Source organism: Dyella amyloliquefaciens, assembly GCF_004296575.1.
Taxonomy (GTDB): Bacteria; Pseudomonadota; Gammaproteobacteria; order Xanthomonadales; family Rhodanobacteraceae; genus Dyella; species Dyella amyloliquefaciens.
Map to the genome: position 1 here is coordinate 20,262 of NZ_SAYT01000004.1, position 18,654 is coordinate 38,915.

The following is an 18,654-nucleotide window of genomic DNA, read 5'->3' on the forward strand; positions in this document are numbered from 1 at the left end:
GTAGCGGTTGTTGAAGCGTGCGGGAGCGCACAGGCCCGCTCTCGCTTCCGCGTTATCCCGTGATCGCTGCGTCGAACACGATGGGGTGCGACGCACGCGAGCGTCGATAGCTCGCCATCACGTCGCCGTGCCGAAGCACTTGTCCGACCGTGTACATGGTGATGCGCGTGACGTCGCGCACCGGGCTGAAATGGCTGATGCGGAACTCGCCTTCGTAGCGCGAAGCGATCGGTACCGATACCACGCCCAGGCCGCGCTCGCGCGTCGCCGCGATGAGGATGGCCGCTTCGAACACGAAGTTCTCCGCCGGCAGGTCGACCAGGTCCAGTGCCACGCGCGGATACCAGCGTTGACCGCTCTGCGTGTCGGCTACGGGTTGTGCGCAGGCCCAGGAGATGCCCCAGTCGGCCACCGCGTTGGCGCGGCGCCGACCCTTGGGCTGCTGTTCGCGACCGATGAGGCGTGCACCGATCACGATGTGATTGGGATATCGCATCGCCGCGGCCACGATGCGCGGGATATCGCTGGCCAGATGCTGGCCGTCGCCATCCATGGTGAGTACCGCGTCGTAGCCCTGGCGCAGTGCTTCGCGGAAACCGGTGCGCAACGCTTCACCCTTGCCGCGGCGTTGCCCGTGACGCAGCAGTGTCACCGGCAGTGCGCTCACGATGTCGGGCGTGCGGTCGTCGGACCCGTCGTCCACCACGATCACGGCTGCGCCCAGGTCCAGCACCGACTGCACGACCTGGCCGATGGCCGCCTCCTCGTTGAGGCAGGGGACCAGCACGCACCAGCGAACCTCGGAGTTGTTCAAGCAGACGTCTCCATGACAATGCGCAAGGCCAGCGTTTCGGCGGCGGCCACGGTGCACTCGCCGCTTCCACGGACCAGATTCTGCATCAACGACCACGCCGCGGAAGCGGTCGGGTTGGCTTCCTGCCAGGCGCCCGTCCGGGGCGCGGGATGCAGCATGGAGCCTGCATGAGGTTCGAGGGTCAGGTCCAGTCGCATGAGGCTGCGCTCACCCGCCTGCGGCGACAGCACCAGCGCGCAGCCGAAGGCGGCCTGCGAGCCGGACATCTCGCCGATCGGGCCGTGGCCGGCAATATCGCTGCAGACCAGGAGCACGGGTTGCTGCTCGGTGATACACAGCGAGGCTGCTTCGAGCAGGCCGGCGCCGAAGCTCGCATGACCGGCGGTGATCGCGCTGGACGGCGCATGGCAACCCGTGGCGATGGTCCAGTAGCCGGCGGGTGCGTTGTGGACCGAGTTGTGGAAACGCGTCGGCGACAACTCGGTGGGTGCCTGCGCCAGGGTGGCGCACATGTAGTCGGAAATCAGCTGGTCGCCGTAGGCGGAACTGAAAACGCAGGGCAGCTCGCCTGCCTCGCGACCGCTCATCGCCACCGCCTGGCTGGCGACTTCCACCGCCAGCAGCACGCTTTCCGGCGCCCGGCGCCGTTCGCTGGCGGGCAGCATGGACGCGGGTGGCCGGGCCGGTGGCGCGGCGACGGACTCACCGCGCTCCTGCGCCTTCAGCGCAGCGAAGTCCGCGAGTGTTGCCGACCACACGCCGATGCCCTCGACGAAGGCATGCAGCGCATTCATGCCGGCGCCCTCCCGAAGGCAAGGCAGGCGTTGTTGCCGCCGAAGCCGAACGAGTTGCTGAGCGCGACGTCGATGGCGCGCTGCTCCACTTCCAACGCGAACTGCGGGCCGCAGGCGCGGTCCGGCGTCGTGCAGCCGAGGTTGGCCGGCACCAGGCCGCGCTCGATGGCCTGCAGGGCGAACGCCGCTTCGAGAATGCCGGCGGCGCCAAGCGTGTGACCGGTGAAGCCCTTGGTGGAGCTGGCGCGTGTTGTGGTCGGGAACGCGCGCGTGACCAGCGCAGCTTCCACTTCGTCGTTCTTGAGGCTCGCGGTGCCGTGCAGGTTGATGTAATCGACCTGGTCGGCGTGCAGGTTCGCGCGGGCCAGCGCATCGCGCAGCGCCAGCTCCGCTCCCAAACCTTCCGGGTGCGGCGTGGACATGTGGTGCGCGTCGCTGGATTCGCCATAACCCAGCAGCCGGGGCGCGTGGGGCGCCATGCCGACGCGCTCCAGCAATGCAAAGCCGGCGGCCTCGCCGATGGAGATGCCGCGGCGCGCCTGGTCGAACGGACGACAGGGTTCCGGCGACACCAGCTCCAGCGCGTTGAAGCCGAACAGCACGCTGTCGCACAGCGTATCCACCCCACCGACCACGGCGGCGTCGGCCAGGCCCAGCTGGATCAGGCGCTCGGCGTTGGCGAACACCTTGGCGCTGGAAGAGCAGGCCGTGGAGACAGTGAGGCAGGGGCCTTCCAGTCCCAGCGCCTCGGCGACGAAACCGGCGAGCGAGTGGGGCGCGTGGATCAGCGGGCGGCGCAGGTCCGGCGGCATGTGGCCTTCGTCATCGAGGCGCCGGTAAGCCTCCTCGGTGGCGCCGATACTGGCGGTGGACGTGCCGAGCACCAACGCGACGCGGGCGGCGCCGTAGCGTTGGCGAACATCCAGCGCGCGCTCGAGGAAGCGGTCCTGGTGCAGGCCGAGCCAGGCCAGGCGGTTGTTGCGGCATTCCCATACGGCATGGGCGGCGGGCAGCGCGGCGTCTTCAACGCCATCGACACGGCCAATCCAGCACGCCAGGGGCGCGCTGCTGAAATCATTCTGGCGCAGGCCGCCGCGGGTGGCGGACAGGGCGGCGACGTGGCTTTCTAGGCCGTGGCCGAGCGCCGAAGTGACCGTGTAGGCGCTGACGGCCAGGGGTTGAATCGGTACTGGCATCGGCCCAGCCTAACCAGCGCCCGAGACATTGCCTAGTCCGCGCCCGGAACGGTCGAAGTGGCGTTCATCTTGCCCGTGGGACGGATTGCGCCGGTTGAGTTCGCTGCGCACACTTCCCTTTCCCATTGGCCTCTGCCCTGCCCCATCCCGTGTCCACCGTCGCTCCGCTCAAACGTGGTCCCTGGCGCTATCTGAGCGATCGCGACGTGCTGCATGCGGCGGTGGTCGTGGTCGTCGCACTGGTGCTGAGCCTGGGGCTGGTGTGGCTGGGGTATCTCATCCATGTCTGGCACGTGGCGGCCCGCAGCCCCCTGACCCCGCGACGCCCGATGACCGTGCTGGTGTTCGGCCGCCGGCTGGTGCACGACCGACCGGAAACGGACTACCAGCAGCGCCTGGGGCGGGCCCTGGCGTTGATGCGCGCCCAGTTCACCGACCATGTATTGCTGCTGGGTGGCCGCAGCGGCGGCAGCGTCAGCGAGGCGGCCGCCGGCTGGGCGTGGCTGTCCGACCACGAGTTGCCGCCGGGCGTGGTGCTGCGACTGGAGCAGGCGTCGGTCGATTCGCTGGAAAACCTGCGCCATGCGCGCAGCCTGCTGCAGGAAGACGGCCCGGTGATGCGCGTGCTGCCGCCGGTGGCGTTGGTGAGCAGCCGTTACCACCTGGCGCGCTGCCAGCTGCTCGCGCAGCGTCTGGGTTTCGACAGCGTGCCGGTGGCGGCGGAACCGACGTTCGTACTCAATCGCCGCTATCTGGTCCGCATGCTGACCGAGTCCGGCTACCTGATGTGGATCGACCTCGGCGTTCGGTGGGCGCGCCTGATCGGCCACCAGCGCATGGCGCGCCGCGTCAGCTGAAGCTCCACGTATTTCCCCTTGTGGGAGCGCACCCTGCGCGCGACAGGCCCGCGACGAGGCATGTGGGGTGCCGCAGTCGCGCACAGGATGCGCTCCCACAAAGTCATAACGCGACGCCTCGCCGCACAGGCATGCGTTCCATGCTTGCTAAGCTTGCGGCTCTCGATCGAGCACGAGTGACGTGATGAGCCAGCAAGCCGACCAAGCCGAAACCTTCCTGCGCGAACTGCAGGATCGCATCTGCGCCGCCATCGAACAGCTCGACGGCAAGGCGCGTTTCGAAGAGGACGCCTGGACACGTCCGGCCGGTGGCGGTGGGCGTACGCGCGTGCTGCGCGACGGCGCGATCTTCGAACAGGCCGGCGTGAACTTCTCGCGCGTGTACGGCCACCAGTTGCCGCCCAGCGCGACGGCGCACCGGCCCGATCTTGCCGGCGGCAGTTTCGTCGCCACCGGCGTGTCGCTGGTGCTGCATCCGCGCAATCCGCATGTGCCCACCACGCACGCCAACGTGCGCTACTTCGAAGCGAGCAAGGAAGGCGTCGATCCGGTGTGGTGGTTCGGCGGCGGCTTCGATCTCACGCCGTTCTATCCGCACGACGAAGACGTCGTGCATTGGCATACGGTCGCGCGCGACCTGTGCAAGCCCTACGGCGAAGCGGTCTACCCTCGATACAAGCAATGGTGCGACGAGTACTTCTACCTCAAGCATCGCAGCGAAACGCGTGGCGTCGGCGGCCTGTTCTACGATGATCTCAACGAGGGCGGCTTCGAGCGCTGCTTCGCCTTCACGCGTGATGTCGGCCAGGGCTTCCTCGATGCCTACCTGCCGATCGTCGAGCGCCGCAAGGACGAGGCCTACGGCGAGCGCGAGCGCGAGTTCCAGCTCTATCGCCGCGGGCGCTACGTGGAATTCAACCTGGTGTACGACCGTGGCACGCTGTTCGGCCTGCAGTCGGGGGGGCGTACCGAGTCCATCCTGATGAGCCTGCCGCCGCGCGTACGCTTCGAATACGCCTACCAGCCCGAGCCCGAGTCGGCGGAGGCGCGGCTCAACGACTACCTCAAGCCGCGCGACTGGGTGTAACTCGCGGTCGTGCGGCTCGTCTTCCCAGCGGAAGCCGGAGCCCGGCGACCCTGGGGGATGAAGTCACCGGGCACCCGCATTCACTGGAAAGCCGAATCAGGCGGATGCTCAGCCGGTGGGTGCGTCGCCGCTGAACTTCACCGGCGTGGCACCCTTCACAGGGCCGATCTGCGCGGAGTCGCTCACCTGCAGCACGACCTCGCGACGGAACTCCAGCGTGCCCTGCACCACGGCGTGGGGGCCGATCACCACGTGCGGCAAGCGGTTGTTGCTGCTGAAGTTGAACCAGCCGCCCGGCTTGTCGACGAGAATGCCGCCTTCCACGCGCGAGTTGGCGCCCACGATGATGTCGCCGCTGACGGTGGAGATGCCGCCACCCACATGCGCTGCATCGAGGTTGATGCCGCCGTTGACCGTGCCAGCCTTGCCGGCCACGTCCGCGCCATTGCCAAGATGGATGCCGCCGTTGGTGGTGGTCACGGCTCCGCTCACGCGGCTGGCTGCGCCGACGGTAATCGCGCCATTGACGGTATCTGCGGCGGTGGCCTGCACGTGATCGCCGAACTCCACCGAGCCGTTCACGGTGCTGGCTTTCTGCACGACCGCGTTGTCGCCGACGCGTACTGCGCCATTCACCGTGCTCACGTTGCCGGCATGCTGGCCGGCCTCGACGCGGGCAGTGCCATTGACCTTGTCGATATCGTTGTCCGCTGCCTGTGCGACCAGGGGCAGTGCGAGGGCAAGGGCGAGGGCTAGCAGGTGGCGATGCATGATGAGCTCCATGAGGGTGTTGACCCCCCTAGGATGCGCCTGCCCGCCCCGGGGTTTAGCATGACCTTCGACAGGGGCCGCCGATTTGACGCGCCCCGGGTGCAGCCTCACCATTCGGGGTTTCCGCCGCGAATCCCCGCCATGTACAAGCTCGTACTCATCCGTCACGGCCAGTCCCAGTGGAACCTCGACAACCGCTTCAGCGGCTGGGCTGACGTGGACCTCACCGAACAGGGCCAGGCCGAAGCCGCCGAGGCGGGCCGCCTGCTCAAGGCCGAGGGCTACGCCTTCGACGTCGCCCACACCTCCGTGCTCAAGCGCGCCGTGCGCACGTTGTGGGGCGTGCTGGATGCGATGGACCAGATGTGGCTCCCGGTCGTCACCGACTGGCGCCTCAACGAGCGCCACTACGGCGGCCTGACCGGCCTCAACAAGGCCGAGACGGCGGCCAAGTACGGCGAGGACCAGGTGAAGGTCTGGCGCCGCAGCTACGACATCCCGCCGCCGCCGCTCGACCGTGCCAGCAACGAGTCGGTGAGCGATCCGCGCTATGCGAACCTCGACCCGTCGATGATTCCGGATACCGAGTGCCTCAAGGACACGGTCGACCGCGTGCTGCCGTATTGGCATGACGTGCTGGCGCCGGCGATCCGCTCCGGCCAGCGCGTGGTGGTGGCCGCGCACGGCAACTCGCTGCGTGCGCTGGTGAAGTATCTGGACAACATGTCCGAGGAAGCCATCGTCGAACTCAACATCCCCAACGGGGTGCCGCTGGTGTACGAGTTCGACGCGGACCTCAAGCCGATCCGCCACTATTACCTGGGCGACGCCGACGCGATCGCCGCGAAGATGGCCGCCGTGGCCAACCAGGGCAAGGCGAAGTAAGCCGCCCTGGACCAGCGCGGGTGACAGGCGTCATCCGCGATGGCTGCGTCGCGTCAGTCGTCGGCGCGGGGACGAGTCGATAAGCTCCCGGCATCCCAAAGCGAGATGCCGGCATGACCCCGAACATGATCTACGCGTTGATGATTCCGCTGATGGCCTTCGGCATCTGGCGCCGTGTGCGTGGCAGCTTCGGGCGACAGCCCGTCCGTCGCAAGCGGATGATCGGCCGCATCACCTTCTTCACCCTGATCGGTGGCCTGATCGCGCTGGGCGGCATGCACAACGTCCGCCTCCTGGAAGGCCTGCTGGGCGGCGTGCTGGTTGGCGTGGCGCTCGGCACGGTCGGTCTGCGGCTGACCCGTTTCGAGCGTGATGCCAGCGGCAACGACCTCTACATTCCCAACGCCTGGATCGGCGGCATCCTCACCGTGCTGCTGGTGGGTCGCCTGGCGTGGCGGTTCATGGTGCTGATGCCGCAGATGCAAGATCCGGCCATGACGCATTCGGCGCCGACCTTCGGCAATAGCCCGCTCACGCTGGCCATCTTCGGCCTGATCATCGGCTACTACATCTGCTATTTCACCGGTCTGCTCGTGCATCACCGGCGCTTCGAACGCACGCAGCCGGCCGTGGCGTAAGACGGCTCAGAGTGCGTCGTTGTCCAGCTCGCCGGTGCGGATGCGGATCACCTGCTCCAGCGGGCTGACGAAGATCTTGCCGTCGCCGATCTTGCCGGTGCGGGCCGACTGCTGGATGGCCTCCACCACGCGGTCCACCTGGTCCTCGGCCACCGCCACCTCCAGCTTGATCTTGGGTAGGAAGTCGACCACGTACTCCGCCCCACGATAGAGCTCGGTATGACCCTTCTGGCGGCCGAAGCCCTTCACCTCGGTCACCGTGATGCCCTGGACGCCCACCTCGGCCAGGGCCTCGCGGACATCGTCCAGCTTGAACGGCTTGATGATCGCTACGACCAGCTTCATGGGGTCTTCCTCAAAAATCGTGGGTGGTCCGGCACCGGGGCCATGGCGTGGCATTTTGCCTGTCCGGCCCCTAACTGTCGCCTGGGTGGGTGCCGTGTAGGACAATGCCTACAAAATGTAGTGGAGCAGGCCGATGGTGGCGTTTAAAGACATGAATCTACACTTTCTCCCGACGAGCTCGAGGTGCTATCCATGATGGATAGGCAGGACATCGATCAACTTGCCCAGCGTCTTGTTTCGTTGGTTCCATCAGGATTGGCTCAGGCGCACCAGGATTTGCGCACCAACTTCGGCGATGTTCTGGCGCAGGGATTGCGCCGCCTTGACCTAGTCACCCGCGAGGAGTTTGAAGTCCAGAGCCAGGTTCTGGCGCGCACGCGCGCCAAGGTCGAGGCACTGGAGAAGCGAATCGCAGAACTCGAGGCCAGCGCTGGCACCTGATCGGGCATAGCGCGGCCCACGTCCCGGGAGCCGCCCCCGATCTGTCACCCTCACCCCGAGAACGGTCGGGGGCGGCTGTTTTCACCGCTGGCTGCGCGAGGGAATCGCTCTGTGTCGCAACCTGGCAGCCCCTCCGATACCCGTACTCCATGAGTCTTGCCGTCACGCTGAGCCGTGCCCAGGAAGGCGTGGCTGCGCCCCAAGTGATGGTCGAAGTCCACCTTTCCGGTGGACTCCCCGGCACGAATATCGTGGGATTGCCCGAAGCCGCCGTGCGCGAAGCGCGCGACCGCGTACGCGTCGCCATCCAGAACACCTCCTTCGAATATCCCAACCGCAAGGTCACCGTGAACCTGGCGCCAGCGGAGCTGCCCAAGGACGGCGGTCGCTTCGACCTGGCCATCGCGCTGGGTATCTTGGCCGCTGGAGGCCAGGTACCGCGGGAGAAACTGGACGACTGTGAGTTCCTTGGCGAGCTGGCGCTGTCCGGCGCGCTGCGTGGCGTGTCGGGCGTGCTGCCCGCCCTGTTGCGGGCGCGGGCACGGGGGCGCCGGGTCGTGGTGCCTCGTGCCAATGCGGCGGAAGCCGCCCTGGTTTCCGATGCCGACGTGCTGGTCGCCGATACGCTGGCCGAGGTGTGTGGCTGGCTGCGTGGCGCCCAGGACCTGGGCCTGCCCTCGGATCCGCCGCCGCCGTCCAGCGATGGTGTCGGGCCGGATCTGGCCGACGTGCGCGGCCAGTTGCAGGCGCGCCGCGCGCTGGAGATCGCTGCCACGGGCGGACACCACCTGCTGCTGTCCGGCCCGCCGGGAACCGGCAAGACCATGCTGGCGGAGCGCTTGCCCGGCATTCTTCCGCCGCTGACCGAATCCGAGGCGCTGGAAACCTGCGCCGTGCTGTCGGTGGCGGGACAAAACGTGGATCCCCAGCACTGGCGTCGTCGCCCGTTCCGCGCGCCGCACCACACCGCCTCCGCCGTGGCGCTGGTGGGTGGCGGCGCGATGCCCCGACCCGGGGAGATCTCGCTGGCGCACAACGGCGTTCTCTTCCTTGATGAGCTTCCGGAGTTCGGCAGGCACGTGCTCGATGTGCTGCGCGAACCCATGGAATCGGGCCACATCGTTGTATCGCGCGCCGCGCGGCAGTCCACCTTTCCCGCCCAATTCCAGCTGGTGGCGGCCATGAATCCCTGCCCATGCGGCTATGCGGGCGACCCCCGTCATTCGTGCCAGTGCACGCCCGACCAGGTGCAGCGATACCGGGCGCGCATTTCCGGGCCTCTGCTGGATCGCATCGACCTTGGCGTGCAGGTCGCACGCGTGCCGTTGGGCGATCTGGGCGCGCCCCGTGGTGCGAACGACGAGGATTCGGCGACGGTGCGCGCGCGGGTCGTGAGGGCGCGGCAGCATGCGCTGATGCGTGCCGGCCGGCCGAACGCCGAAATCAGCACGCGCGAACTGGAGCGTGACTGTGCCCTGGGGCCGGCAGAGCGTCGCTGGTTCGACGCGGCGCTGGAGCGCATGGGGCTATCGGCGCGGGCCTATCACCGGACGCTGCGGGTGGCGCGCACGATCGCCGACCTGGACGGTGGCGCGGCCTTGCTGGACCGCTCGCATCTGGCTGAAGCGCTGACCTATCGCCGGTTTTGAGGCTCACTCCGGGCTCACTCCGGGGCGGTGAAGCGGCGCGAGCAATCGCGCACAGGGCAAGCTCCCATCGGGGATTGCTGCTGTTTGCGTAATTTTTGAACTGACGGGTATTGACTTGCCGAGACCTGGGCGTATTATCTGTACCCGCTAGTTCGCAATTGAACTCAGCCTGCCACCCCCGGTATCGGTACTCCCTCCCCCTCCCCCCGTCCGATACCGGGGTTTGGCCCTTCTTCCTTCCCCCTGATGAGTCTTGAGCGGTGGACGCCGGTGTTGCGGGCGTGCTCCGATAGCGCTGTCGTAGGCGCTCGAAGGATCGTGCATGACGGCTGACCTGGGATTGCTGCTGGTGGGCATGCTGGGCATCGGCTTTCTCGCCCAATGGCTGGCCTGGCGGATCCGCCTACCGGCGATCCTGTTCCTGCTGCTGGCTGGCCTCGTGATGGGGCCAGTGATCGGCGCCCTGCAGCCGGACCGGCTCCTGGGACCGCTGCTGTTTCCGATCGTGTCGCTGGCGGTGTCGCTGATCCTGTTCGAAGGCAGCCTGACCCTGCGCTTCAACGAACTGCGTGAGATTGGCCGCGTAGTGCGTGGCCTGGTGACCTATGGAGCGGTGATCGCCGTGTTCCTGCTGGCGATTGCCGCGAAGTATTTCGCAGGCCTGAGCTGGCAGGTGGCGCTGTTGTTCGGTGCGCTGACCTGCGTCACCGGGCCTACCGTGATCGCGCCCATGTTGCGCACCGTGCGTCCCAATGCCCGCATCGCCAACACCTTGCGCTGGGAAGGCATCATGATCGATCCGCTCGGCGCGCTGTTCGCCGTGCTGGTGTTCGAGGCAATCGCCTCCCATCAGGAAGGCCGCACCATCGGCGTGTTCCTGGCGGTGCTCGCCAGTGGCACCGTCGTCGGCCTGTTGGCGGCCTGGCTGCTGGCGTTCTTCCTGCGTCGTCAGATGATTCCCGAGTACCTGCAGAACTACGGTGCGCTGGTGACGGTGCTGCTGGCGTTCTCGCTGTCCAATGCCGTCACGCACGAGTCGGGCCTGCTGACGGTGACGGTGATGGGCATCGTGCTGGGCAACATGCGCGACGTGCATATCGACGACATCCTGGACTTCAAGGAAAACCTCACCACCCTGCTGGTCTCCAGTCTCTTCATCCTGCTGGCGGCGCGGCTGACCTGGCCGTTGCCGGGCGGCGTGCTTGGTTCCGGCGTGGCGATTTTTATCGCGGCACAGCTGGTGGTGCGTCCAGTCACCGTGGCCATCGCGACAGCGGGCAGCACGTTGAGCTGGCGCGAGCGCGCGTTGATTGGATGGGTGGCGCCGCGCGGCATCGTGGCCGCCGCGGCCTCCGCGGTATTTGCGTTGCGCCTGGACGAGTTGGGTTTGCCGGGCGCCAAACAGCTGGTGCCGCTGGTATTCCTGCTGATCATCGGCACGGTGCTGCTGCAGAGCGCGACGGCGCGGCCCCTGGCGCGCTGGCTGAAAGTGGCCGAACCCGATCCGACCGGCGTGCTCATCTATGGCGCGGATGCACCGGCGCGCCAGATCGCGCGTGCGCTGGTCGACGCGGGATTTCGCGTTATCGTCGCCGATGAGCAATGGCAAGGCATCCGCCTCGCGCGCATGGAAGGCTTGAACACCTTCTATGGCCACCCGGCGACGACGTATGCCGAGCGCCATCTCGACCTGTCCGGCATCGGGCGCCTGCTGGCGATGTCCGCCAATCGCGAGCGCAACGCGCTCGCCTGCGTGTACTACCGCCAGGAGTTCGGACGCGGCCGGGTCTATCGCCTGCTCAACGAAGCGACCCACCAGGAGCACGAACGGACGCAACTCGGCGGCCACCTGCTGGCGCCGGCTTTGTTCGAGCCGGGGATGACGCACGAGCGATTCGAGGAGCGCCTGGCCGAAGGCTGGGCGATCAAGTCGACGCGATTGACGACGACGTTCGACTGGCCGCATTTCATCGAGCAGTACGGCTCGAACACGGTCCTGTTGTTCGGCGTCGAGGAAAAAGGTGCGTTGCGGATCGCCTCGGTGAAACGCGAGCTGGAACCGCGGCCGGGCTGGCTGGTCACCGCATTGGTACCGCCGCAACAACTGCGCCCGTGACGTTGCTGGGCGCAGCTTCCCTGCGCGGCGCGCGCAGGAAGCGCAGGACAGGGCCGCGCTCCCCGCGCACGCGCCAGCATCCTTGCCGGCTCACGCGACGGGAATCACCGCATCAGGCCGCACTGGCCTGGCGGGAGGCGTGGAACTGGGCCTCCTCGGTGGAACCCTTGAGCGCGGTGGTGGACGACTGGCCTTGCTGGATGGCCTGGGTCACGGAATCGAAGTAGCCCGTGCCGACCTCGCGCTGGTGCTTCACCGCAGTGAAGCCCCGCTCGGCGGCGGCGAACTCCTTCTCCTGCAGCTCCACGAACGCACTCATCTGACGGCGAGCATACCCGTATGCGAGGTCGAACATGCCGTAGTTGAGGCTGTGGAAGCCGGCCAGGGTGATGAACTGGAACTTGTAGCCCATCGCGCCCAGTTCCTTCTGGAATTTCGCGATGGTGGCGTCGTCGAGGTTCTTCTTCCAGTTGAAGCTCGGCGAGCAGTTGTAGGCCAGCAACTTGCCGGGGTACTTCGTGTGAATCGCTTCGGCAAATTTGCGAGCTTCCTCCAGGTTCGGCTTGCTGGTCTCGCACCACACGAGATCGGCATACGGCGCGTAGGCCAGGCCGCGGCTGATGGCCTGATCGATACCGGGACGCACACGGAAGAAGCCTTCCACGGTACGTTCGCCGGTGATGAACGGCTTGTCGTTGTCGTCGATATCGGAGGTGAGCAGGTCCGCTGCATCCGCATCGGTGCGCGCCACGATCAGCGTCGGCACGCCGAGCACGTCGGCGGCGAGGCGCGCGGCGTTTAGCTTGTCTACAGCTTCGCGCGTCGGCACCAGCACCTTGCCGCCCATGTGGCCGCACTTCTTCACCGAAGCCAGCTGGTCCTCGAAGTGCACGCCGGCGGCGCCTGCTTCGATCATCGCCTTCATCAGTTCGAACGCGTTGAGCACGCCGCCGAAGCCGGCTTCCGCGTCGGCCACGATCGGCACCATCCAGTCGGTGCCGTCCTGGCCTTCGGCGTGGTGCAGCTGGTCCGCGCGCAGCAGCGTGTTGTTGATGCGCTTGACCACCGACGGCACCGAGTTGGCCGGGTACAGCGACTGGTCGGGATACATCTCGCCGGCGAGGTTCGCATCGGCGGCCACCTGCCAGCCGCTGAGATAGATCGCCTGCAGGCCGGCCTTCACCTGCTGCATGGCCTGGTTGCCGGTGAGCGCGCCGAGCGCATTAACGAACTCTTCCTTCTGCAGCGACTTCCACAGGCGCTCGGCGCCGCGGCGAGCGAGCGTGTGTTCCACCTGCACGGTGCCGCGCAGGCGGGCGACGTCCTCGGCGCTGTAGTTGCGTTGGATGCCGCTCCAGCGGGTGTTGTTCTTCCAGTCGAGCGCGATCTGTTCGGCGGTGGGCAGCATGTTCTTCATGACGTGACTCCGTAACCAACGTGCATGGAAATGTGGGAGCGCACCTTGTGCGCGACCGCGGCGCTGCGGTGTTGCGCTTCGTCAGGTTGTCGCGCACAGGGTGCGCTCCCACAGGGCTTGGCTTGCGATCAGGCGAGCTGTTCGTAGGCGGCAAGGGTGAGGAAGTCGCCGAGTTCATCGGCGTGGGTGAGCTGCCTGAGCAAGACGGCGGCCTGTTCGGCGCGATGCGCGTAGGGACCGTTGCCTTCGATCAGGCGATGCGTGTGCTTGGTCAGCGCGTGGTCGAACAGCGCGAAGTCGATCGGCGCGTGGTCGGTGAATTCCAGCGGCCCCAGGTGCAGCCACTGCCACAGCTGTGCGCGCGCGATCTCGGCGGTGGCGGCGTCCTCCATCAGGTGATGGATCGGCACGCAGCCCTGCCCGTCCAGCCACGAGGCGGTGTAGCGCAGTGCCACTTCCACGTTGTTGTCGAAGCCGGCGCGCGTGATGGTGCCGCTGCACGGTGCGATCAGCTGGTCGCGTGCCACTTCGACGTCGGCGCGCACCACGTTGAGCTGGTTCGGCGAAGGCATGTACTTGTCGAAGATTTCCTGGGCCACCGGCACCAGCGCCGGGTGGGCGACCCAGGTGCCGTCGTGGCCGGCCTGCACCTCGCGCAGCTTGTCGGCGCGCACCTTGGCCAGCGCGGCGTCGTTCGCGGCCTCGTCGCCCTTGATCGGAATCTGGGCGGCCATGCCGCCCATGGCGAAGGCGCCACGGCGATGGCAGGTCTGGATCAGCAGTTCCGAATAGGTCTTCAGGAACGGCACCGTCATCAGCACCTGGCCACGGTCCGGCAGCAGGCGGTCGCGATGGGCACGAAAGGTCTTCAGGTAGGAAAAGATGTAGTCCCACCGCCCGCAGTTGAGGCCGACCACGCGACCGCACAGTGCGTGCAGGATCTCGTGCATCTGGAACACGGCCGGCAGCGTCTCGATCAGCACGGTGACCTTCATGGACTCCGGCGGCAGATCGAGCGCGGCTTCGGTGGCGGCCATTACTTCGTCCCACAGCGCGGCCTCTTCCATCGTCTGCAGCTTGGGCAGGTAGAAGTACGGACCGCGGTCACGGGCCTGGAGCTTGTGCGCGTTGTGGAAGGCGAACAGGCCGAAGTCCACCAGCGCGCCCGACATCGGCTCTCCGTCAACGGTGATGTGGCGTTCCGGCAGGTGCCAGCCGCGCGGACGCACGATCAGCACGGCGGGATTGTCGTTGACCCGGTAGTGCTTGCCTTCCGGCGAGGTGTAGTCGATCGAGCCGTCCACCGCATCGCGCAGGTTGATCTGGCCGTCGATCTGATTGGCGAAGGTGGGTGCCGAGGAATCCTCGAAGTCGGCCATGAACACCTTCGCGCCGGAGTTCAGCGCATTGATGATCATCTTGCGCTCGACCGGGCCGGTGATTTCCACGCGGCGGTCGCGCAGGGCGGCCGGGATCGGGGCGACGGTCCAGTTGCCCTCGCGGATGGCCACGGTGTCGGCGCGGAAGTCGGGCAGCTCGCCGGCGTCGAAATGGGCCTGCCGGGCGTGGCGGGCGGCCAGCAGCACCCGGCGGCAGCCGTCGAACTGGCGATGGAGCCCAGCCAGGAAGACAAGGGCCTCCGGGGTGAGGATGGCGTCGTGCTCCGGCCCGGTGCTGCCGCGAACCTGGGCCGGCGAAAGGGTGATGCGTTCCTTGGGGACTGCCATGACCGATCTCCGTGATGACGATGGGATGACACTAGGTCACGGAGATTTGCTTTGACAAAGCAAATGTTTCAATTTTTGGTATCGTGATTCTTAATAGGTATTGCAAATGGCTGAATTGAAAGGCATGAAAACGACCGAAAAACGGCTGAACAAGCCGAAAAAAGCGCGTGTCGGCCCTTCAAAGGGCCGAAAAGGCGAGGGTGAGGAAGCGGCCGGAACGGGCCGCTACTACTACAAGGGCAATCGCCAGAAGCAGATGCGGGCCTTCGTGTACACCGTGAAGCTGGGCACGCTGACCCGCGCTGCGGAAGCCTTGTTTCTGTCTCAGCCCACGGTGAGCCTGCAGCTGCAGGCACTGGAGCGGGAGCTGGGCATGAAGCTGCTGGAGCGCCGCCGCCGCCGCATCAACCTCACCGACGCCGGTGAAGCGCTGTACGAGCTGGCGCGTCCGCTAGTCGAGGGCTGGGAAAACCTGGACCGCGACTTCCAGGCCAAGGTGAAGGGCCTGCAGGGCGGGCGGCTGACCATCGCGGCAGGCACCTCGACCATCCAGTACCTGCTGCCCGACTTGGTGCGCCGCTATCGCGAGCAGTTCCCCGAGGTGCAACTGCAACTGGCCAACGTCACCGGCAAGGACGGCCTGGCGCTGCTGCGTGCCGACGAGGCGGATTTCGCGGTGGGCTCGATGCTGGACGTGCCCAACGACATCGCGTGGGCGCCGGTCCATCACTACGACCCCATGCTGATCACGCCGCTGGATCATCCGCTGGCGTCGAAGGACGCGCTGACGCTGCAGGACCTCTCGCCCTATGGCCTGATCCTGCCGCCGCAGCGGCTTTCCACCTATCGATTGGTGGACCTGGTGTTCCAGCAGCGCCAGGTACCGTATCGCGTAGCGATCGAAGTCGGCGGCTGGGATGTGATCAAGGAGTACGTGGCGATGGGGCTGGGCATTTCCATCGTCACTGGCATCTGCATCACCGACGCGGACCGTTCGCGTTTGGCCGTCCGAAACATGAAGCAGTATTTCCCGCAGCGCAGCTATGGCGTGGTGATGCGCAAGGGCAAGTTCCTCAGCGCGGAGGCGCGGGCGTTCGTGGATCTGGTGCGGCCGGGCTTGCTGACCCATCGCGATTACGACGAGTCCGGACATTCCGAGCGCTGACCAGAGGCATCTGTAGGAGCGCACCCAGTGCGCGATAAGCGCATGGGCTGGCCTTGATGTTCGTGCTGCGAAAGCCGGCAAATGGCGCGGGTTGTTGTGCCGCGGTCGCGCACTGGGTGCGCTCCTACAGTGGGCGTCAGAACAATTCAGCCCTGCCGCTGCAGCGCGAGCTTCACGCCAAAGCCCAGCAGCACGGTGCCGCACACACGATCCATCCAATGGCCAAAACGCGGGCGCGTATTGAGCAGGTGATGGATGTGCCCGCCCAGCAGCGCGAGCACCGTCGACCAGACCAGGCCGGTGCCGATGAAACTCAGGCCGAGCACCAGCAGGCCGAGCTGCGGATGGGCTGCCTGCATCGACACGAACTGCGGCAAGAAGGCGAGGAAGAACAGCGCCACCTTGGGATTGAGCACGTTGGTGAGCATGCCTTGGCGGAATGCAGCGCCCAGGCCCTTGCCGCGCGTCACCGTGGGCTGGCGCGCGCCGCCGCGTGTCAGCAGCATCCGCAGGCCGATCCAGACCAGGTATGCCGCGCCGAGGTACTTGAGCACGCTGAAAGCGAGCGCCGAGGTCATCAGGATCGCCGAGATGCCCAGCACGGCGGCAAGCGTGTGCACGATGCAGCCGGCGTTGATGCCCAGCGCTGCCGCAGCGCCTACCGCGCGGCCTTCGCGGCCGCTGCGGGTGAGGATATAGAAGGTATCGAGCCCCGGCGTCAGGTTCAGCGCGATGCAGGCGAGCAGGAACGCGTCGAAGTGCTGGATGCCTAGCGCGTTCACAGGGATATCCTCACAAGTGAATGACTGCACTCCTTGAGAAGTGCAGCCATGGATGGCTGCTTCTTGATCTTCGCGGTCATGGACGACCGCACCAAATCAAGCGTTGCGATGCTTGCCGCGATAGGGCGCGAACAGCGCGCGGATACGCGTCATGTCGGCGTCGTGGTCGCCGGTGGCGCGTACGACCGGACCGAAGGTGAAGGTCTTGGTCGGGTAGTCGATAAAAAGCGTCTGGATGGGCACATTGGCCTCGTGCGCGATGCGCAGGAAGCCCGACTTCCAGTGCTTCACCTTCTTGCGCGTGCCTTCGGGCGTGATGCCCAGCCACATGCGGCCCTTCTCGTCGAAGCGCTTCACCATCTGGCCGACCACGTTGAGTGCGGCGCTGCGGTTGATGCCGATCATGCCGATGGGGCGCAGGATGATGCCCAGCGGTCCCTCGAGCACTTCGCGCTTGATGATGATGTTGATGTCCACGCCCAGGCCGATCTTCATCAGCAGGCCGTAATAGCCGTCCCAATAGGACGAATGCGGGGCGCCGATCAGGATGAGCTTGGGCTCGTTGGGCAGTTCGCCCAGCAGGCGCCAGCCACTCAGGCGCAGCAGCACGCGCGCCAGCCAGGGCCAGAAACGGCTGTTGAGCTTGGGGGCTTCAGACGGGGCGGATGGCAGCATCCGGGTACTCATTCACGACTCCAGTCACGCGAACGCGTTTGCTTGATCTTGCCTCGCTGCTGCTTGCCGGCGAGGCGGCGCTCTTTCGAGCCACGGGTGGGTTTGGTGGCGATCCGTGCCTTGGGAACGATGAGCGCGCCGCGAATGACTTCGACCAGCCGTTCGCGTGCGTCCTCGCGATTGCGGACCTGGTCCCGGAAGCGGCGTGCCTGGATCACCAGCACGCCATCGTCGGTGAGACGACGATCGCGACGGGCGAGCAGGCGCTCGCGCACCGGGTCGGGCAGGGAAGGCGAGCGCGCCACGTCGAAGCGCAGTTCGACGGCGCTTTCGGTGCGATTGACGTGCTGCCCACCGGGACCGTCGGCACGCAGGAAGCGCTCGGTCAGCTCGGTCTCTGGCAGAACGATGGAACGGCTGACGGTGAGCATGTTGCGGAGTTTAGCGGGCGCACACGATGCGCCGCCATGGCGCGCCGCCGCATCACGTGCTGGGCAATGACCAGCCGAAGCGCTCGAGCAGGTTGAGATAGGCCGCGTCCAGCGGTGCCTCGATGCGCATCGGGCTGCCGGTGACCGGATGGGCGAAGCTCAGCCGCCATGCGTGCAGCAGCATGCGGTGGCAGCTGAAGTACTGCTTGTACAGACGATTGTGGTCGCCGCGACCGTGCTGGCAGTCGCCAATGATCGGGTGATGGATGTGCGCCATGTGCTTGCGGATCTGGCGGAAGCGGCCAGTATGCGGCTCGGCCAGCACCAGGGCGTAGCGCTGCTGCGGATAGCGGCCCAGCGCGATGGGCACCTCGATCGTGGCGAGGCGCTGGTACGAGGTGCGCGCATCTCGGCGCGGACCGGTTTCGCGCGAGCCGGGCAGGGGATAGTCGATGTCCGCCGCTTCCGGATCCGGCCAGCCGCGCACGACGGCGAGGTACTGCTTGTGCACGTCGCGACCCATGAACTGCTCGCCCAGCGCGGCCGCGATCTCGGACGACCGGGCCACGAGCAGCACGCCGCTGGTGGCGCGGTCCAGGCGATGGGCGAGGTAGGTGATGCCGCCCACCTGTTCGCGCAGCACGTCGATCAGGAACTCCTCGGCGTTGCCCACCATCTTGGAGCGGTGCACGGCGAGGCCGGCGGGCTTGTTGACCGCGATGAGGGCGTCGTCTTGGTAGAGGATGTCGAGCATGGGAAACCAGGGTGGTTACGTTCTGGCCGGGCCTTCATCAAGACCGGCCTTCCTGCGAGGCGCTTTTCAACAGCCGTAGGCTGGTCAAGCAGGAATCCAGTGTCTATCGA

19 protein-coding genes are annotated in these 18,654 nt (G+C 66.6%); 8 read left to right on the forward strand and 11 right to left on the reverse strand.

Annotated elements, in window-relative coordinates; all coding sequences use genetic code 11:
* Positions 1-52: 52 nt before the first annotated feature.
* The 3 genes from EPB08_RS10420 to EPB08_RS10430 are packed head-to-tail and all read right to left on the reverse strand — an operon-like array spanning position 53 to position 2,804.
* Positions 53-814 carry a glycosyltransferase family 2 protein gene (locus EPB08_RS10420; protein WP_130619041.1) on the reverse strand — a complete coding sequence of 254 codons (762 nt, stop codon included), beginning with the start codon at positions 812-814 and terminating at the stop codon, positions 53-55.
* Entirely contained in the window at positions 811-1,608 is a 798-nt protein-coding gene (locus EPB08_RS10425) for a beta-ketoacyl synthase chain length factor (protein ID WP_130619042.1), read from the reverse strand. Before EPB08_RS10425 ends, EPB08_RS10420 begins: the two co-directional genes overlap by 4 nt.
* Positions 1,605-2,804: a beta-ketoacyl-[acyl-carrier-protein] synthase family protein gene (locus EPB08_RS10430; RefSeq protein ID WP_205746335.1), complete on the reverse strand. Its 1,200-nt coding sequence runs from the start codon at positions 2,802-2,804 to the stop codon at positions 1,605-1,607. The genes EPB08_RS10425 and EPB08_RS10430 overlap by 4 nt, the downstream gene beginning before the upstream one ends.
* Before the next feature lie 149 nt (positions 2,805-2,953).
* Between EPB08_RS10430 and EPB08_RS10435 the strand changes: the two genes are divergently transcribed.
* Both EPB08_RS10435 and hemF read left to right on the forward strand, forming a co-directional pair.
* Entirely contained in the window at positions 2,954-3,661 is a 708-nt protein-coding gene (locus EPB08_RS10435) for a YdcF family protein (protein ID WP_229238301.1), read from the forward strand.
* 184 nt (positions 3,662-3,845) lie between these two features.
* Entirely contained in the window at positions 3,846-4,748 is a 903-nt protein-coding gene (gene hemF, locus EPB08_RS10440) for an oxygen-dependent coproporphyrinogen oxidase (RefSeq protein ID WP_130619043.1), read from the forward strand.
* 108 nt (positions 4,749-4,856) lie between these two features.
* On the opposite strand, the gene EPB08_RS10445 is transcribed toward hemF, so the two are convergent.
* Positions 4,857-5,519 (reverse strand): DUF4097 family beta strand repeat-containing protein, encoded by a 663-nt coding sequence (locus EPB08_RS10445; RefSeq protein WP_130619044.1) that lies wholly within the window; start codon positions 5,517-5,519, stop codon positions 4,857-4,859.
* A 141-nt stretch (positions 5,520-5,660) separates the two neighbouring features.
* Here EPB08_RS10445 and gpmA point away from each other — a divergent pair, with 141 nt between their 5' ends.
* Together gpmA and EPB08_RS10455 are read left to right on the forward strand one after the other, a co-directional pair.
* Positions 5,661-6,404 carry a 2,3-diphosphoglycerate-dependent phosphoglycerate mutase gene (gene gpmA, locus EPB08_RS10450; RefSeq protein ID WP_130619045.1) on the forward strand — a complete coding sequence of 248 codons (744 nt, stop codon included), beginning with the start codon at positions 5,661-5,663 and terminating at the stop codon, positions 6,402-6,404.
* A gap of 113 nt (positions 6,405-6,517) precedes the next feature.
* Complete coding sequence (locus EPB08_RS10455; RefSeq protein ID WP_130619046.1) at positions 6,518-7,042, forward strand: CcdC protein domain-containing protein; 525 nt, start codon at positions 6,518-6,520, stop codon at positions 7,040-7,042.
* Between the two features lie 6 nt (positions 7,043-7,048).
* Here EPB08_RS10455 and glnK read toward each other — a convergent pair whose 3' ends face one another.
* Positions 7,049-7,387, reverse strand: a complete 339-nt coding sequence (glnK, locus tag EPB08_RS10460) for a P-II family nitrogen regulator (RefSeq protein ID WP_130619047.1) — start codon at positions 7,385-7,387, stop codon at positions 7,049-7,051.
* A 192-nt stretch (positions 7,388-7,579) separates the two neighbouring features.
* On the opposite strand from glnK, the gene EPB08_RS10465 reads away from it, so the two are divergent.
* From EPB08_RS10465 to EPB08_RS10475, 3 genes are all read left to right on the forward strand, one after another.
* A complete protein-coding gene (locus tag EPB08_RS10465) occupies positions 7,580-7,828 on the forward strand; it encodes an accessory factor UbiK family protein (protein WP_130619048.1) in 249 nt (82 codons plus the stop codon).
* Between the two features lie 149 nt (positions 7,829-7,977).
* Positions 7,978-9,477, forward strand: a complete 1,500-nt coding sequence (locus EPB08_RS10470; protein ID WP_130619049.1) for a YifB family Mg chelatase-like AAA ATPase — start codon at positions 7,978-7,980, stop codon at positions 9,475-9,477.
* Between the two features lie 322 nt (positions 9,478-9,799).
* On the forward strand, positions 9,800-11,593 hold the full coding sequence (locus tag EPB08_RS10475; protein WP_130619050.1) for a cation:proton antiporter: 1,794 nt from the start codon (positions 9,800-9,802) through the stop codon (positions 11,591-11,593).
* Between the two features lie 112 nt (positions 11,594-11,705).
* On the opposite strand, the gene aceA is transcribed toward EPB08_RS10475, so the two are convergent.
* Together aceA and aceB are read right to left on the reverse strand one after the other, a co-directional pair.
* Complete coding sequence (gene aceA / locus EPB08_RS10480; protein WP_130619051.1) at positions 11,706-13,010, reverse strand: isocitrate lyase; 1,305 nt, start codon at positions 13,008-13,010, stop codon at positions 11,706-11,708.
* A 128-nt stretch (positions 13,011-13,138) separates the two neighbouring features.
* On the reverse strand, positions 13,139-14,737 hold the full coding sequence (gene aceB / locus EPB08_RS10485; protein ID WP_130619052.1) for a malate synthase A: 1,599 nt from the start codon (positions 14,735-14,737) through the stop codon (positions 13,139-13,141).
* 124 nt (positions 14,738-14,861) lie between these two features.
* Here aceB and EPB08_RS10490 point away from each other — a divergent pair, with 124 nt between their 5' ends.
* Positions 14,862-15,902, forward strand: a complete 1,041-nt coding sequence (locus tag EPB08_RS10490; RefSeq protein WP_130619053.1) for a LysR family transcriptional regulator — start codon at positions 14,862-14,864, stop codon at positions 15,900-15,902.
* A gap of 146 nt (positions 15,903-16,048) precedes the next feature.
* Here the strand turns inward: EPB08_RS10490 and EPB08_RS10495 are convergent, their stop codons facing one another.
* The 4 genes from EPB08_RS10495 to EPB08_RS10510 form a co-directional block, all read right to left on the reverse strand.
* Entirely contained in the window at positions 16,049-16,684 is a 636-nt protein-coding gene (locus EPB08_RS10495) for a LysE family translocator (protein ID WP_165418479.1), read from the reverse strand.
* Positions 16,685-16,780: 96 nt separating this feature from the next.
* Entirely contained in the window at positions 16,781-17,371 is a 591-nt protein-coding gene (locus tag EPB08_RS10500; RefSeq protein WP_130619055.1) for a 1-acyl-sn-glycerol-3-phosphate acyltransferase, read from the reverse strand.
* Entirely contained in the window at positions 17,368-17,790 is a 423-nt protein-coding gene (gene arfB, locus EPB08_RS10505) for an alternative ribosome rescue aminoacyl-tRNA hydrolase ArfB (protein WP_130619056.1), read from the reverse strand. The genes EPB08_RS10500 and arfB overlap by 4 nt, the downstream gene beginning before the upstream one ends.
* A 52-nt stretch (positions 17,791-17,842) precedes the next feature.
* Positions 17,843-18,544: a pseudouridine synthase gene (locus EPB08_RS10510; protein ID WP_130619057.1), complete on the reverse strand. Its 702-nt coding sequence runs from the start codon at positions 18,542-18,544 to the stop codon at positions 17,843-17,845.
* Positions 18,545-18,654 lie beyond the last annotated feature (110 nt).

Excerpts from the sequence above, each read along its gene's own strand:
- EPB08_RS10425 (WP_130619042.1), bottom strand. The coding sequence starts at position 1,608 with ATGAATGCGCTGCATGCCTTCGTCGAGGGCATCGGCGTGTGGTCGGCA.
- EPB08_RS10430 (WP_205746335.1), bottom strand. The coding sequence starts at position 2,804 with ATGCCAGTACCGATTCAACCCCTGGCCGTCAGCGCCTACACGGTCACT.
- hemF (WP_130619043.1), top strand. The coding sequence starts at position 3,846 with ATGAGCCAGCAAGCCGACCAAGCCGAAACCTTCCTGCGCGAACTGCAG.
- EPB08_RS10445 (WP_130619044.1), bottom strand. The coding sequence starts at position 5,519 with ATGCATCGCCACCTGCTAGCCCTCGCCCTTGCCCTCGCACTGCCCCTG.
- gpmA (WP_130619045.1), top strand. The coding sequence starts at position 5,661 with ATGTACAAGCTCGTACTCATCCGTCACGGCCAGTCCCAGTGGAACCTC.
- EPB08_RS10455 (WP_130619046.1), top strand. The coding sequence starts at position 6,518 with ATGACCCCGAACATGATCTACGCGTTGATGATTCCGCTGATGGCCTTC.
- glnK (WP_130619047.1), bottom strand. The coding sequence starts at position 7,387 with ATGAAGCTGGTCGTAGCGATCATCAAGCCGTTCAAGCTGGACGATGTC.
- EPB08_RS10465 (WP_130619048.1), top strand. The coding sequence starts at position 7,580 with ATGATGGATAGGCAGGACATCGATCAACTTGCCCAGCGTCTTGTTTCG.
- EPB08_RS10470 (WP_130619049.1), top strand. The coding sequence starts at position 7,978 with ATGAGTCTTGCCGTCACGCTGAGCCGTGCCCAGGAAGGCGTGGCTGCG.
- EPB08_RS10475 (WP_130619050.1), top strand. The coding sequence starts at position 9,800 with ATGACGGCTGACCTGGGATTGCTGCTGGTGGGCATGCTGGGCATCGGC.
- aceA (WP_130619051.1), bottom strand. The coding sequence starts at position 13,010 with ATGAAGAACATGCTGCCCACCGCCGAACAGATCGCGCTCGACTGGAAG.
- aceB (WP_130619052.1), bottom strand. The coding sequence starts at position 14,737 with ATGGCAGTCCCCAAGGAACGCATCACCCTTTCGCCGGCCCAGGTTCGC.
- EPB08_RS10490 (WP_130619053.1), top strand. The coding sequence starts at position 14,862 with ATGAAAACGACCGAAAAACGGCTGAACAAGCCGAAAAAAGCGCGTGTC.
- EPB08_RS10500 (WP_130619055.1), bottom strand. The coding sequence starts at position 17,371 with ATGAGTACCCGGATGCTGCCATCCGCCCCGTCTGAAGCCCCCAAGCTC.
- arfB (WP_130619056.1), bottom strand. The coding sequence starts at position 17,790 with ATGCTCACCGTCAGCCGTTCCATCGTTCTGCCAGAGACCGAGCTGACC.
- EPB08_RS10510 (WP_130619057.1), bottom strand. The coding sequence starts at position 18,544 with ATGCTCGACATCCTCTACCAAGACGACGCCCTCATCGCGGTCAACAAG.